This window comes from Thiomonas sp. 13-64-67, from assembly GCF_002282795.1.
Classification (GTDB): Bacteria; Pseudomonadota; Gammaproteobacteria; order Burkholderiales; family Burkholderiaceae_C; genus Thiomonas; species Thiomonas arsenitoxydans.
The window spans coordinates 159,896-174,372 of the sequence record NZ_NCKP01000001.1; the positions used below are offsets into that span (position 1 = coordinate 159,896).

The following is a 14,477-nucleotide window of genomic DNA, read 5'->3' on the forward strand; positions in this document are numbered from 1 at the left end:
CCTTGGGGGTCAAGAAAACTGGGGACGGCCCCGCGTTTGCCTGAGAGTTATTAGCCGATTTTAATACGTCTGCGTAGCGCGCTTGCCGCTCACGCTTCAGGCGGCAGGGGCAAGCTCTGCTGTTACGGGCGGGTAAAACGCGTCGGCGTGCAGATCGTTCTCCGGCAGACCCCGTTCCAGCAGTGACGCGCTGATGGCCTCGACCATGCCCGGTGGCCCGGCCAGATAGACCTTGGAACCGGCAAAGTCGGCCACCTGCTCCAGCAGATGCGCGGCCAGCGGGCGATGCACGGCCTGCGGCGGATCTCCCGGCTGCGCCTCGTCCAGCGCAAGGTGGTAGCTGAAGTTGCGATAGCTGCGGCGCATCTGCTCCATCTGCTCCAGACCGTACACATCGGCCTGATTGCGAAATCCGGCAAACAGCACCACGGGTTCGAGCTTGCCGTTGTCGAGCGCGGTCTGCGCCACACTGAGCATGGGCGCCAGGCCCGTGCCGCCGCCCACGGCATAGAGCGGCCCTTGGTGACGCGGGCGAAAGTAACTCGTTCCCATGGGCCCGCGCACCAGCAGCTGCGCGCCAGGACGAATCACGCTCCCCAGCAGGCTGCTCAACGCCCCGGTTGGGGTGCGACGGATGTGAAACTCCAGCAGATCGTCATATTCCGCATCCACCGGGGTGCTGGCCATGGAGAAATCGCGCGCGATTTCCTGCCCGTCCACCTCGACCACGATCTGGGCATACTGGCCGGCCGAAAAAGTGAAGGGAATGCCCTCCATGTCGGCGAACTCGATGTGCAGCCGCAGCGCGAAAATATCCTGCGTCAACGGCTCCAGCGCCACCACGCGGCACAGCAGTTTGCGCTCGGGGTGCGCGATCAGATCGTCGCTATCGGTCAGCCGGATGGTGATGTCTTCGCTCAGAATGGCACGGCAGGCCAGAATGATGCCGCTGTCCCGCTGCGCATCCGGCAGTGCTTTGGGGTCGTATTTTTTCAGCTTGACCTGACCCGACTCGAGCACGCACTTGCACGAACCGCATTCCCCCGACTTGCAGGAATAACGAATCGGCACCTGATGCCGCCTGAGCAGCTTCAGCAGATTCTCGTCGGGGTCGGCAAGAAGATCGGTTTCTGCCGGGAGGATGTGAACGCGGGGCATGGAGTGAGTGCTTTCAAGAAACTCGCCAGGCCGCCCCAAGAGTTTCTTGTCCCTTGAGGGGAAAACTGGGCGAAGCGAAGGTTTCGGGGTGGGCTTAAACCGCGACTTCGCCCGTCTCGCCGGTGCGAATGCGCACCACCTGCTCGACGCTGGTGACAAAAATCTTGCCGTCGCCAATCTTGCCGGTACGCGCCGCCTTGACGATGGACTCGATCGCCCGCTCGACCTGGTCTTCCTTGATGACGGCTTCGACCTTGACCTTGGGCAGGAAATCCACCACATATTCGGCGCCGCGATACAACTCGGTATGCCCCTTCTGACGGCCAAAACCCTTGACTTCGGTCACTGTCAGACCGGTGACGCCAATCTCCGCCAAGGCCTCGCGTACCTCGTCGAGTTTGAACGGCTTGATGATGGCGGTGATAAGTTTCATGTCAGGGCTCCTCGGTGTGATTGAAGACGGAATTTAACTGGGGATGCGTGAATCGGCAGAAATCAGAACGATTCCCGGAATTTTGAGGTGATCGGATAGCGCCAATCGCGGCCGAATGCGCGGTGGGTGACGCGAATGCCCGGAGGGGCCTGCCGCCGCTTGTACTCCGACAGTTTGAGCAGGTGCACCACGCGCTCGACATCGGCCCGGGCGTAGCCTGCGGCCAGCACGGTTTCCACCCGTTCGTCCTGCTCCATATAGCGCTGCAGAATGCCATCGAGCACGTCGTACGGAGGCAGACTGTCCTGATCGGTCTGATCGGCGCGCAGCTCGGCGCTGGGCGCTCGGGTGATGATGCGCTGCGGAATGACCTCGGCCTCGCCCATTGAGGCCGCGTGCGCGTTGCGCCAGCGCGCCAGCTCCCAGACCAAGGTCTTGGTCACGTCCTTGATGACGGCGAAACCCCCGGCCATGTCGCCATAGAGCGTGGCGTAACCCATGGCCATCTCGCTCTTGTTGCCGGTGGTCAGTACGATGCGCCCGCTGTTGTTCGACAGGCCCATGAGCAAGGTGCCGCGAATGCGCGCCTGAATGTTCTCCAGCGTGGTGTCGCCGGGGTGCTCGTGCAACAGCGGGGCCAGCGTGGTGCGAAAGGTTTCGAACAGCGGCGTGATGGGCAGCACGTCGTACTGCACGCCTAGGCGCTGCGCCATTTCTGCGGCGTCGTCGAGCGACATCTGCGCGGTGTATTGCGACGGCATCATCACCGCGCGCACCTTTTCGGCGCCGAGCGCATCGACGGCGATGGCCAGCACCAGCGCCGAATCCGCCCCGCCCGACAGCCCGATGAGCGCCCCTGGAAATCCGTTCTTGCCCAGATAGTCGCGCACCCCGAGCACCAGCGCCGCATACACCTCGGCATGGTCGGACTTCAACGGCGCCACATGCGCCGGAGTCTGCTTGAGCACCTCGCCGCCGGTCACATCGACGCGCAGGATGTCTTCGACGAATTGCGGCGAGCGTGCCACGAGCTCGCCTGCGCGGTCGAGCACAAAAGACGCGCCGTCGAACACGATCTCATCCTGCCCGCCCACCATTTGCGAGGCGACCAGCGCCATGCCGTTTTCCAGGCAGCGCTCGCGCATCACCCGCTCGCGCTCCGCCGTCTTGCCACGGTGATAGGGCGAGGCATTGAGCACCAGCAACACCTGAGCGCCGGCCGCGCGGGCCATGCGTGGCGCATGCGGCAGCCAGGCGTCTTCGCAAATATTGATGCCGAAATGCATCCCCCCGGCCTCGAACACCACCGGCTGATCGCCCGGAGCGAAATAACGGCGTTCATCAAACACCTGATAGTTGGGCAACTCATGCTTGCAATAGGTCGCTTCGACCACGCCGCCCCGCAGCAGCGACGCCGCGTTGCAGGCCACCGCCTGCTGGGTCGAGGCGATCCGCGGCGCTTCGGCGGCGGCCAGCCCCAGCGGATGCCCGACGACCAGCGCCAATTCCGGCAGGTCCGACAGGTCATGCGCAAGCTGCTTCAATGCGGCAGCACTGGCTTGCAGGAAGGCCGGGCGCAGCAACAAGTCTTCCGGGGGATAGCCGGTCAGCGCCAGCTCCGGGGTGACGACCACGCGCGCGCCCTGCGCATAGGCCTGCCGCGTCAGGCGGGCGATCTGCGCCGCATTGCCCGCAAGATCGCCCACGGTCGGGTTGCATTGAATAACAGCGAGTTGGAGAGTCATGGCTGAGGATTTTCGCACCGAGTTGTCGGACGCGGTGAGCGCACTACCCGCCGCCGACTGGGAGAGCCTGGTCGCGGCAACCCCCGGCGCCACGCCGTTTCAGCGCCATGTCTGGCTGAGCGCGCTGGAGCAAAGCGGCTGCGTGGGCGCAGAGACCGGCTGGCAGCCCGTGGTCGTGTCGCTGCGCGATGCCAGCGGCGCGCTGGCCGCCGCCTGCGCGCTGTATGTGAAATCGCACTCCTACGGCGAATACGTTTTCGACTGGGCCTGGGCCCGCGCCTATGCGGAGCATGGCCTGCCCTACTACCCCAAACTCCTGCTCGCCGTGCCCTTCACTCCCGTGGGCGGCGCCAAGTTGCTGGGGCGCGACGCCACCGCGCGCAAAGCGCTGCTCGGCGAAATTCTGGTCATTGCCCGACGCAGCGGGTTCAGTTCGCTGCACGCCCTTTTTCTCGACCCGCAGGAGGCCCAGTGGTGCAGTGCGCTCGGTCTGTTGGAGCGCACCACCCTGCAGTTTCACTGGCGTAACCCTCCCGCAGCAGGTGGGGCGGTCTGGCCCGACTTCGAGGCTTTTATCGGTAGTTTGCGGCACGATAAACGCAAAAAGATCAAACAAGAGCAACGCCAGGTGCGCGATGCCGGGGTTTGTTTCCACGCGCTTGTCGGGGCAGAAATCTCCGAATCGCACTGGGACTTTTTCACCCGCTGCTATCAAACGACCTACGCCCTGCACGGCTCCGATCCTTACCTGAATCGCGCTTTTTTTCAGACCATCGGCGCCCAAATGCCCGAGCACTGCCTGCTGTTTATCGCCGAACGAGACCGCCAGCCCGTGGCCAGTTCGCTCGTCCTGCTCGACCCGCAAAGCCGCATCGCCTACGGTCGCTACTGGGGCGCCGTCGCCCACATTCCGGCCCTGCACTTCGACGCGTGCTATTACCAGCCCATCGCCTGGTGTCTGGCCCATGGCTACACCACCTTCGAAGGCGGCGCACAGGGCGAGCACAAAATGGCGCGCGGACTGCAACCCGTCGCCACCCGCTCGGCGCATTGGCTGGCGCATCCGCAGTTTTCGCGGGCGGTGGAAGACTATTTGGAGCGTGAATCAGCCGCCCTCGCCGAGCATCAGAACAGCCTGCAAGAGCGCCTGCCGTTCAAGGAAGTGCAGTGAACCCGCGGCGCTTCAGGCCCGCTGCGCCAGCTGCTTTTCGATGAAGGCGAGCAGCCCCGCGCTGGCCTGCTCCACCAGATCGAGTACCCGCTCGAAATCACGTTCAGTGCCGTAATACGGATCGGGCACGGCGGCCACCGGCGCCTGCGGCGCAAAACTCAAAAACAGTCGGCAGCGTGAGGCAAACTGAGGCGGGCATCGCTGTTCCAGCAAGGCGAGGTTGTCCCAGTCCATCGCCAAGAGCAGGTCGAAACGCGAAAAATCTGCGTCTTCCACCGCGCGGGCGCGCAGGCCAGAAAGGTCGTAGCCCCGCTCCAGCGCATGACGCTGGCTGCGGCGATCGGGCGCCGAGCCCACGTGGAAGGCGTGGGTGCCGGCCGAATCGATGCGAACCCGCTTTTCCAACCCGGCTTCACGCACTCTGGCGCGAAACACGCCCTCGGCGGTTGGCGAGCGGCAGATATTGCCCATACAGACAAAGAGCACGGAAAACTCAGACATGGTTGAACTCACAGGAATGCAGAAATTCGGTAGACGCAATAGACATTATCCGGGCTGCTAGCCATCGAAATCGCAAGTTTTGCAAAGTTGTGTCAACCCAAAGACCGGGACACGCATTAAGCCTCTGATCCAGCTTGGATCGTTTCCATCCCAAACATTGAAAGTGCATCCCATCATGAAAAAAATTGCTGCCACGCTGTTTGCTTCCCTGTTCGCCACCGTTGCCATGGCGCAAACTCCGGCCCCGGCTGCCCCTGAAGCCGCCAAGCCTGAAGCCCACAAGGAAATGAAAAAAGAGCACAAAAAGGTCGAACACAAGAAGGTTGAGCACAAAAAGGCCGTGCACAAGGAAATGAAAAAAGAAGAAAAGAAGGCTCAGTAAGGCCTTCGAGACGTTCGCCTACACGCTAGGCGCTCCGGCATGACGGCAGCACCTGCCGTACTTGCCCGTCGAAATCCCCCGCAGCAGCACCCGCGGGGGATTTTTTCATTCCGCATCGGAAAAACTGGCCTTCCTGACGGGCCGACAGGCTCTTGAAATTCGGCAAGACACCCCCACGCTGGAATGGTCATTTTTTTATAACCGCGCGCTCACGCCGCGCTCGCGACCATGCAGACTGATCCCCAGACCCCTCCTTCCGACGATCCGCAAACCGCTGACGGTGCGCATCAGGAGTTGATTCCCGAGCCCGTTCTGAGCGACGAGCTGGCGCAGGCACAGGAAGAAATCACCAAGCTCAACGACCAATTGCTGCGCGCCCGCGCCGAGGTGGAAAACATCCGTCGCCGCGCGGAAGATGAAGCCGCCAAGGCCCGCAAGTTTGCGGTGGAAGGCTTTGCCGAATCACTGCTCCCGGTCAAGGACAGCCTGGAGGCGGCGCTGGCCGACACCAGCGGCAAGCCCGATGTGCTCAAACAAGGCGTTGAACTCACCCTGAGCCAGCTCAAATCGGCCTTCGAGCGCAACCGCCTGCAGGAAATCGCACCTGCAGCAGGCGAGAAATTCGACCCGACGTTGCACCAGGCCATTTCGGTGCAACCGGCCGAGCAGCCGTCCGGCACGGTGGTTTCGGTGCTGCAAAAAGGCTATCGGATCGCTGAACGCACCCTGCGTCCGGCACTGGTCACGGTGGCGCAATAAGTCCCTGTATGGGTATGGCCAGATTCGGTACGGCCAGATTCACAAGACTTGAATTCACAACAAGCTTCCTCATTTAACTAGCAGTTAAAAATCAGCGCCCCGCGGCGCGGCACATTCGGAGAATTTCCATGGCAAAAATCATCGGTATCGACCTGGGCACCACCAATTCCTGCGTGGCGGTCATGGAGGGCAATACGCCCAAGGTCATTGAGAACAGCGAAGGCGCACGCACCACGCCATCCATCGTCGCCTATATGGAAGACGGCGAAATTCTGGTGGGGGCTTCAGCCAAGCGCCAATCGGTCACCAACCCCAAGAACACGCTGTTCGCCGTCAAGCGACTGATCGGGCGTAAGTTCACCGAAAAAGAGGTGCAGAAAGACATCGATCTGATGCCCTACAGCATCGTCAAAGCGGACAACGGCGACGCCTGGGTGGAAGTGCGCGGCAAAAAGCTCGCGCCGCCGCAGATCAGCGCCGAAGTGCTGCGCAAGATGAAAAAGACGGCGGAGGACTATCTCGGCGAGCCGGTCACCGAGGCGGTGATCACCGTGCCGGCCTACTTCAACGACAGCCAGCGCCAGGCCACCAAGGATGCCGGCCGCATCGCCGGTCTGGAAGTCAAGCGCATCATCAACGAGCCCACGGCCGCAGCCTTGGCCTTCGGTCTGGACAAGCACGGCAAGGGCGACCGCAAGATCGCGGTTTACGACCTGGGCGGCGGCACTTTTGACGTGTCCATCATCGAGATTGCCGACGTCGAGGGCGAAAAGCAGTTCGAGGTGCTCTCCACCAACGGCGATACTTTCCTGGGCGGTGAAGACTTCGACCAACGCATCATCGACTACATCATCGCCGAGTTCAAGAAGGAACAAGGCGTCGATCTGAGCAGGGACGTGCTCGCGCTGCAGCGCCTGAAAGACGCAGCCGAGAAGGCCAAGATCGAACTCTCCAGTTCCACCCAGACCGAGATCAACCTGCCCTACGTCACGGCCGATGCCTCCGGTCCGAAGCACCTGAACCTCAAACTCACCCGCGCCAAGCTGGAGTCGCTGGTTGAAGAGCTGATCGAGCGCACCATCGCGCCCTGCCGCACGGCCATCACCGATGCCGGTGTGAAGGTGGGCGACATCGACGACGTCATCCTGGTCGGCGGCATGACCCGTATGCCCAAGGTGCAGGACAAGGTGAAAGAGTTCTTCGGCAAGGAGCCCCGCAAGGACGTGAACCCCGACGAGGCCGTGGCCGTAGGCGCGGCCATTCAGGGTTCAGTACTGGCAGGCGACCGCAAGGACGTGCTGCTGCTCGACGTCACCCCGCTGTCTCTGGGCATCGAGACCATGGGCGGCGTGATGACCAAGATGATCACCAAAAACACCACGGTGCCGACCAAGCATGCGCAGGTCTATTCCACCGCGGATGACAACCAGCCTGCGGTGACCATCAAGGTGTTCCAAGGCGAGCGCGAAATGGCAGCGGGCAACAAACTGCTGGGCGAATTCAACCTCGAAGGCATTCCGCCCGCTCCCCGCGGCGTGCCGCAGATCGAGGTGACCTTCGACATCGACGCCAACGGCATTCTGCACGTCAGCGCCAAGGATAAGGGCACCGGCAAGGAGAACAAGATCACCATCAAAGCCAATTCCGGCTTGAGCGAAGAGGAAGTGCAGCGCATGGTGCGCGATGCCGAAATGAATGCGGAAGAAGACCACAAGAAGCGCGAACTGGTCGATGCCCGTAACCAGGCAGACGCCGCCGTGCATTCTGTGCGCAAATCGCTGAGTGAGTATGGCGACAAGATCGATGCGGGCGAGAAATCCGCCATCGAAGACGCGCTGAAAGCTGCCGAAGAGGCGATCAAGTCGGAAGACAAGGCCGAGATCGAGGCCAAGACCAGCGCCCTGCTCGCCGCCAGCCAGAAACTGGGCGAAAAGATGTACGCCAGCCAAGCCGCTGAACCCGGCGCGGCCGGTGGCGCCTCATCCGGTAGCGGTGGAGGCCAGGCTGCGGGCGACGACACCGTGGTCGATGCCGAGTTCAAGGAAGTAAAGGACGGCAAGGCCTGATCGTCTTCAGACTTGAAGTCTCCCGACGGGAGGGCCGCTAATCGTGCGGCCCTCCCGTTTGTCCATTGTTATTGAACCGATTCGCAAGGCAGAACCCGTGGCAAAACGTGACTACTACGAAGTCTTGGGCGTGAGCAAAAACGCCTCGGAAGACGAGATCAAGAAGGCCTACCGCAAGCTGGCCATGAAGCACCACCCCGACCGTAATCAGGGCAACAAAGACTCTGAAGAGCAGTTCAAAATCGTCAAGGAAGCCTACGAGTGCCTGTGCGACACCCAGAAGCGCGCCGCCTATGACCAATATGGCCATGCCGGGGTTGATCCCTCGGCGGGCGGCTTCGGCGGATTCGGAGGCGGGGCGGGGGGATTTGGCGACTTCGGCAACATTTTCGACGAGATTTTCGGCGGCGGGCGGCGCGGTGGTGGCGGGCCGCAGGTTTACCGCGGCAACGATCTGAGCTATTCACTGGAAATAAGCCTGGAAGATGCCGCAAACGGCGTGAACAAAAGCCTGCGCATCCCCGGCTGGGAAGAATGCAGCACTTGCCACGGCAGCGGCGCCAAGCCCGGCACCAAACCCATCACCTGCACGACCTGCCATGGCAGCGGTCAGGTGGCGCAGCGCATGGGGCCGTTCGCCATGCAGCAGACCTGTCCGACCTGCCACGGCACGGGCAAGCTCATTCCCGAGCCCTGCCCGGCCTGTCATGGCCGTGGCCGCATCCAGAAGCAGAAGACCCTGGAAGTGCAGATTCCCGCGGGCATCGACTCGGGCATGCGCATCCGCTCCACGGGCAACGGCGAACCCGGCGTCAACGGCGGGCCGCCCGGAGACCTGTATGTGGAAATCCACATCAAGCAACACCCGGTGTTCGAGCGCGATGGCGACGACCTGCACTGTCACGTTCCGGTGAGCATGGCGAAGGCGGCTCTGGGCGGCGGCATCGATGTGCCCACGCTGGGCGGCAAAGCGGAAATCGACCTCCCCGAAGGCACGCAGGCCGGCAAGACCTTCCGCCTGCGCGGCAAAGGCATCAAAGGCCTGCGCTCGAGCTATCCCGGTGACCTGTATTGCCACATCACCGTGGAGACGCCGATCAAGCTCAACGAGGAGCAGAAGCGTCTGCTGCGCGAGCTCGACGAGTCGCTGAAAAGGGGCGGCGATCGCCACTCGCCGCAAGCCAAGTCGTGGTTCGACAAGGCCAAAGAATTCTTCAAACCGGTTTGAGCCAACGACCAAAGTGCAAGGCAGGGGCAAGGGGTGCGAAAATAGCGCCCTTTGTCATCTCAAAAGCATCATGGACGCAGAACGCCTCAACGCCATCTCCAACCGAATTACCGACCTCCAGCAGCGCGTTCAAGCGCTAAGGGGGTATCTTTGACTTCGATGCCAAGGCGTCGCGGCTAATGGAAGTTGCAGGGGCGCTCGAAGACCCGCAGGTCTGGAACGACCCCAAACGCGCGCAAGAGTTGGGCCGCGAGCGCAAGTCGCTCGAAACCGTGGTGCTCGGGCTGGAGAGCCTCACCACGGCGCTGGCCGATCACAGCGAGCTGTTCGAGATGTCGCGCGAGGAAGGCGATGACGCCACCTGCGAAGCCATCGAGGCTGATGTAGAGAAGTCCGCCGCCGAGGTCGAGGCGCTGGAATTCCGCCGCATGTTCTCCAACCCGCTCGACCCGAGCAATTGCTTCATCGACATTCAGGCCGGCGCCGGTGGCACCGAGGCCTGCGACTGGGCCAGCATGCTGCTGCGGCAGTACCTGCGCTACTGCGAGCGCAAGGGCTTCAAGACCGAGGTGATGGAAGAGACCGAGGGCGACGTCGCGGGTATCCGCAGTGCCACGATCAAGGTCGAGGGCGACTACGCCTACGGCCAGTTGCGCACCGAAACCGGGGTGCATCGCCTGGTACGCAAGAGCCCGTTTGACTCGTCCGGCGGCCGCCACACCAGCTTCGCCAGCGTGTTCGTCTACCCCGAGGTGGACGACTCGATCGAGATCGACATCAACCCCGCCGACGTGCGCACTGACACCTTTCGCGCCAGCGGCGCCGGCGGCCAGCACATCAACAAGACCGACTCGGCGGTGCGCCTGACGCACATGCCCACCGGCATCGTGGTGCAGTGCCAGAACGATCGCTCGCAACATAAAAACCGCGCCGAAGCGTGGCAGATGCTGCGCTCGCGGCTGTACGAGCACGAGATGCGCAAGCGCATGGCCGAACAACAGACGCTGGAATCGACCAAGAGCGACGTGGGCTGGGGCCATCAGATCCGCAGCTATGTGCTCGATCAGAGCCGCATCAAGGATCTGCGCACCAACGTCGAAATTTCCAACACCCAGAAAGTGCTCGACGGCGATCTCGACGAATTCATCACCGCCAGCCTGAAGTCCGGTCTTTAAACCTCAACATGATCCCCATTGCCCCGCTGAACTCCGCACTGCCATGACCGCCAAACCCGACACGCCTGCCCGCATCACCCGCCTGGCGGAGTACACCCCGCCGTCCTACGCCATCGACAGCGTGCATTTGCGCTTCGATCTCGACCCCGCCAAGACCCGCGTGCACAGCCGCATGGCGGTGCGTCGACTTGAAGGCGCAGCCGAGTCCGCCCCGCTGGTTCTCGACGGCGAAGACATCACCCTGCTGACTTTGAAGGTAAACGGCGAATTTGTCGCCTTCCGCCAGGATGGCAACACCTTGGTGCTCGACAAACTGCCCGAGACCTTCACACTGGAAATCGAAACCCTCAACGTCCCCCAGGCCAACACCCAGTTGGCCGGCCTTTACATGTCGGGCGGCGCGTTCTTCACCCAGTGCGAGGCCGAGGGTTTTCGCCGCATCACCTACTGGCCCGACCGCCCGGATGTGATGAGCCGCTTTCACGTCACCCTGCGGGCCGACAAATCGAAGTACCCGGTGCTGCTGTCCAACGGCAATCTGGTGTCGCAGACCGACCTGGACGGCGGCCGCCATGAAGCGGTGTGGGACGATCCGTTTCCCAAGCCCTGCTATCTGTTCGCCCTGGTTGGCGGCAATCTGGTGTGCCGCGAACAGACCGTGCGTGCCGCGTCGGGCAAGACGCATCTGCTGCAGGTCTATGTGCGCGCGGGCGATCTCGACAAGACCGAGCACGCGATGGAGTCGCTGATCAAGGCTATCGCGTGGGACGAACAGCGCTTCGGCCTGAGCCTCGATCTGGACCGTTTCATGATCGTGGCGGTGAGCGACTTCAACATGGGGGCCATGGAAAACAAGGGCCTCAACATTTTCAATACCAAGTATGTGCTGGCCAATCCGGCCACCGCCACCGATGCCGACTATGACGGCATTGAAAGCGTGGTCGGCCACGAGTACTTCCACAACTGGACGGGCGACCGCATCACCTGCCGCGACTGGTTTCAGCTCAGCCTCAAGGAAGGCCTTACCGTCTTCCGCGATCAGGAATTCAGCCAGGATCTGGCCGCCGCTTCGGGCGGCGAATCCGCGCGTGCGGTCAAGCGTATCGAAGACGTGCGGGTGCTGCGCACCGCGCAGTTTTCCGAAGACGCCGGTCCGATGGCACACCCGGTGCGCCCCGAGCAATACCAGGCCATCGACAATTTTTACACCGCCACCGTCTACGAAAAGGGCGCCGAGGTGGTGCGCATGATGCAGACTCTGGTGGGACGAGCCGGTTTCCGCAAAGGCATGGATTTGTACTTCCAGCGCTTCGACGGCCAGGCCGTGACCTGCGACGACTTCGCCCAGTCCATGGCCGACGCCAACCCGGACTCCGCGCTGGCGCAACATCTTGCCGCCTTCAAGCGCTGGTACAGCCAGGCTGGCACCCCGCGCCTGCACGCCAGCGGCGCGCTCGATACCGCTGCCCGCACCTACACCCTCACCCTGCGCCAAACCTTGCCCGACACGCCCGGTCAAACGGGTAAACAGCCGCAGGTCATTCCGGTCGCCACGGGCCTGCTCGACGCCCGGGGTAACGCCCTGCCGCTGTGGCTGCAAGGCCAGGACAAGGGCACCTCGACCGTGCTGGTCCTCACTGAAGACCAGCAGACTTTCGTCTTCGAGCAGATCGATGCCGATGCAGTCACGCCCTCATTGCTGAGAGGCTTCTCCGCCCCGGTGATCCTCGACTACGCCTACACCGATGCCGAGTTGCTGCATCTGCTCGCGCACGACGCCGACCCGTTCAACCGTTGGGAAGCGGCGCAGCGCCTGACGCTGTCGCGCCTGCTGGCGGCCGTTCGCGGCGAGGCGCTGAACCTCGATGCGCCCTATCTCGACGCGCTGCGCGCCGTGCTCCGCGACCCGAAGCTCGATCCGGCGTTCAAGGAACTGCTGCTCACCCCGCCCGGCGAGGCCTACATCGCCGAGCAGCTTGAAGAGGTCGACCCTCCTCGCATCCACCGCGCCCGTCAGGCGCTACGCACCGTGCTGGCGCGAGAACTCGCGCAGGACTGGCAAACCCTCTGGGACAGCCTCACGCCCGAAGGCGGCTACAGCCCCGACTTTGCCAGTGGCGGTCGCCGCGCCCTGCGCAATCTGGCCCAGGCACATTTGTGCGAACTCGGACAGGCGACTTGGCTGGGACGGGTCTATCAACGCGTCAAGGATGCCGACAACATGACCGACCGCTTCGCCGCGCTGGCCGCGTTGGTACAGGTCGGCGCCGATCTGGCCAAGCCCGCGCTGGAGCGCTTTGCCGCCCAGTTCGCCGGTGAAGCCCTGGTCATGGACAAATGGTTCGCGCTGCAGGCCAGCGCGCCCGACCACGACGGGCAGCAACTCGACCGCGTGCGCGCGCTGATGCGGCATCCCGCCTTCTCCATCCACAACCCCAACCGCGCACGCAGCGTGCTGTTCGCCTACTGCCAGGCCAACCCCGGCGCATTCCACCGCACCGACGGAGCGGGCTACGCCTTCTGGGCCGAACAGGTTCAGGCGCTCGATGCCATCAACCCGCAGGTCGCCGCCCGGTTGGCGCGCGCCCTCGACCGCTGGCGCAAGCTCGCGCCCGCCTATCGCGAAGCGGCGCAACAGGCACTACGCACCGTGGCCGAAAGCGCCACGCTGTCTTCCGACACCCGCGAAATCATCGAACGCGCCCTGGCCGACTGATCGCGGCGCCCCCTTTCCTTCCAGAGACTCCCCATGACCCAATCCGTCAACCTCACCCGCTATCTCGTCGAGCAGGAGCGCGAGCACGGCGTCATCACGCCCCAACTGCGCCTGCTCGTCGAAGTGGTCGCCCGCGCCTGCAAACGCATCAGCATCGCCGTGAACAAAGGCGCATTGGGCGACGTGCTCGGCTCCGCCGGCACCGGCAATGTGCAAGGCGAAGTGCAGAAGAAGCTCGACGTCATCGCCAACGATGTGCTGATCCACGCCAATGAGTGGGGCGGACATCTGGCCGCCATGGCCTCGGAAGAAATGGACACCGTGTTCCCGGTCTCCGAGCACTACCCGCGCGGCGAATATCTGCTGCTGTTCGACCCGCTCGACGGCTCGTCCAACATCGACGTGGACGTCACCATCGGCACCATCTTTTCCGTGCTGCAGATTCCCAAAAACACCACCGACGTCACCGAGCAGCATTTTCTCCAGTCCGGCAGCAAGCAAGTTGCCGCCGGCTATTGCGTCTATGGCCCGCAAACCCAACTCGTGCTCACCGTAGGGCATGGAGTGGCCGTGTTCACCCTGGACCGGGAACAGGGCAGTTTCGTCCTCACTGAGCGCGATTTGCAAATTCCGCCCAGCACCAGCGAGTTCTCGATCAATATGTCGAATCTGCGCCACTGGGCGCCACCAATCAAGCGTTACATCGACGAATGCCTGCAAGGCAAGGACGGTCCGCGCGGACGCGACTTCAACATGCGCTGGGTGGGCAGCATGGTGGCCGATGTACACCGCATCCTCATGCGTGGCGGCGTGTTCCTGTATCCGTGGGACAAGCGCGAGCCGAACAAACCCGGCAAGCTGCGTCTGCTGTATGAAGCCAATCCCATGAGCTTCCTGGTGGAGCAAGCTGGCGGCGCAGCCACAAATGGCTCGCAGCGCATCCTCGACATCGTCCCCACCTCGCTGCATGAGCGTTGCAGCGTGATGCTCGGCTCGCGCGAAGAAGTCGAACTGCTGCAGCGCTACCACGCGCAGACCGTCTGAACTGAAAAGTAAATCCCGCCCCTGGTATAGAATGGCTGGCTTCGCCGGTGTAGCTCAGTTGGTAGAGCAGCGCATTCGTAATGCGAAGGTCGAGGGTTC

At 62.9% G+C, this 14,477-nt stretch carries 12 protein-coding genes; 8 read left to right on the plus strand and 4 right to left on the minus strand.

From position 1 onward, the window contains the following. Positions 1 to 96: 96 nt before the first annotated feature. From B7X30_RS00770 to B7X30_RS00780, 3 genes are all read right to left on the minus strand, one after another. On the minus strand, positions 97 to 1,158 hold the full coding sequence (locus tag B7X30_RS00770; RefSeq protein WP_286728570.1) for a 2Fe-2S iron-sulfur cluster-binding protein: 1,062 nt from the start codon (positions 1,156 to 1,158) through the stop codon (positions 97 to 99). A 94-nt stretch (positions 1,159 to 1,252) separates the two neighbouring features. After that, positions 1,253 to 1,591 carry a P-II family nitrogen regulator gene (locus B7X30_RS00775; protein ID WP_013106163.1) on the minus strand — a complete coding sequence of 113 codons (339 nt, stop codon included), beginning with the start codon at positions 1,589 to 1,591 and terminating at the stop codon, positions 1,253 to 1,255. A 62-nt stretch (positions 1,592 to 1,653) separates the two neighbouring features. Beyond that, positions 1,654 to 3,336, minus strand: coding sequence for an NAD+ synthase (locus B7X30_RS00780; protein WP_286728571.1), 1,683 nt, complete (start codon positions 3,334 to 3,336; stop codon positions 1,654 to 1,656). On the opposite strand from B7X30_RS00780, the gene B7X30_RS00785 reads away from it, so the two are divergent. Next, positions 3,335 to 4,507 carry a GNAT family N-acetyltransferase gene (locus tag B7X30_RS00785; protein ID WP_286728572.1) on the plus strand — a complete coding sequence of 391 codons (1,173 nt, stop codon included), beginning with the start codon at positions 3,335 to 3,337 and terminating at the stop codon, positions 4,505 to 4,507. The two genes, B7X30_RS00780 and B7X30_RS00785, sit on opposite strands and share 2 nt — an antisense overlap. Positions 4,508 to 4,519: 12 nt before the next feature. Here the strand turns inward: B7X30_RS00785 and B7X30_RS00790 are convergent, their stop codons facing one another. Continuing rightward, a complete protein-coding gene (locus B7X30_RS00790; RefSeq protein ID WP_276731159.1) occupies positions 4,520 to 5,008 on the minus strand; it encodes a low molecular weight protein-tyrosine-phosphatase in 489 nt (162 codons plus the stop codon). A 175-nt stretch (positions 5,009 to 5,183) separates the two neighbouring features. Here B7X30_RS00790 and B7X30_RS00795 point away from each other — a divergent pair, with 175 nt between their 5' ends. From B7X30_RS00795 to B7X30_RS00825, 7 genes are all read left to right on the plus strand, one after another. Next, positions 5,184 to 5,390, plus strand: coding sequence for a hypothetical protein (locus tag B7X30_RS00795; protein ID WP_013106167.1), 207 nt, complete (start codon positions 5,184 to 5,186; stop codon positions 5,388 to 5,390). A gap of 228 nt (positions 5,391 to 5,618) precedes the next feature. Beyond that, positions 5,619 to 6,149 (plus strand): nucleotide exchange factor GrpE, encoded by a 531-nt coding sequence (gene grpE / locus B7X30_RS00800; protein WP_286728573.1) that lies wholly within the window; start codon positions 5,619 to 5,621, stop codon positions 6,147 to 6,149. 113 nt (positions 6,150 to 6,262) lie between these two features. Then, positions 6,263 to 8,215, plus strand: coding sequence for a molecular chaperone DnaK (gene dnaK, locus B7X30_RS00805; RefSeq protein WP_286728579.1), 1,953 nt, complete (start codon positions 6,263 to 6,265; stop codon positions 8,213 to 8,215). 97 nt (positions 8,216 to 8,312) lie between these two features. Then, positions 8,313 to 9,443, plus strand: coding sequence for a molecular chaperone DnaJ (dnaJ, locus tag B7X30_RS00810; RefSeq protein WP_013106170.1), 1,131 nt, complete (start codon positions 8,313 to 8,315; stop codon positions 9,441 to 9,443). A gap of 70 nt (positions 9,444 to 9,513) precedes the next feature. After that, positions 9,514 to 10,618, plus strand: a protein-coding gene (gene prfB, locus B7X30_RS00815) for a peptide chain release factor 2 (protein WP_013123395.1) whose coding sequence is annotated in 2 segments (ribosomal slippage) — positions 9,514 to 9,594 and positions 9,596 to 10,618 — 1,104 coding nt in all. Because the reading frame shifts where the segments join, the coding sequence is not laid out codon by codon here. A gap of 43 nt (positions 10,619 to 10,661) precedes the next feature. After that, positions 10,662 to 13,334 (plus strand): aminopeptidase N, encoded by a 2,673-nt coding sequence (gene pepN, locus B7X30_RS00820; RefSeq protein ID WP_286728574.1) that lies wholly within the window; start codon positions 10,662 to 10,664, stop codon positions 13,332 to 13,334. 33 nt (positions 13,335 to 13,367) lie between these two features. Further along, the gene (locus B7X30_RS00825) at positions 13,368 to 14,378 is read left to right on the plus strand and encodes a class 1 fructose-bisphosphatase (RefSeq protein WP_286728576.1); all 1,011 of its coding nucleotides are present in this window, start codon (positions 13,368 to 13,370) and stop codon (positions 14,376 to 14,378) included. Positions 14,379 to 14,477: the final 99 nt, after the last annotated feature.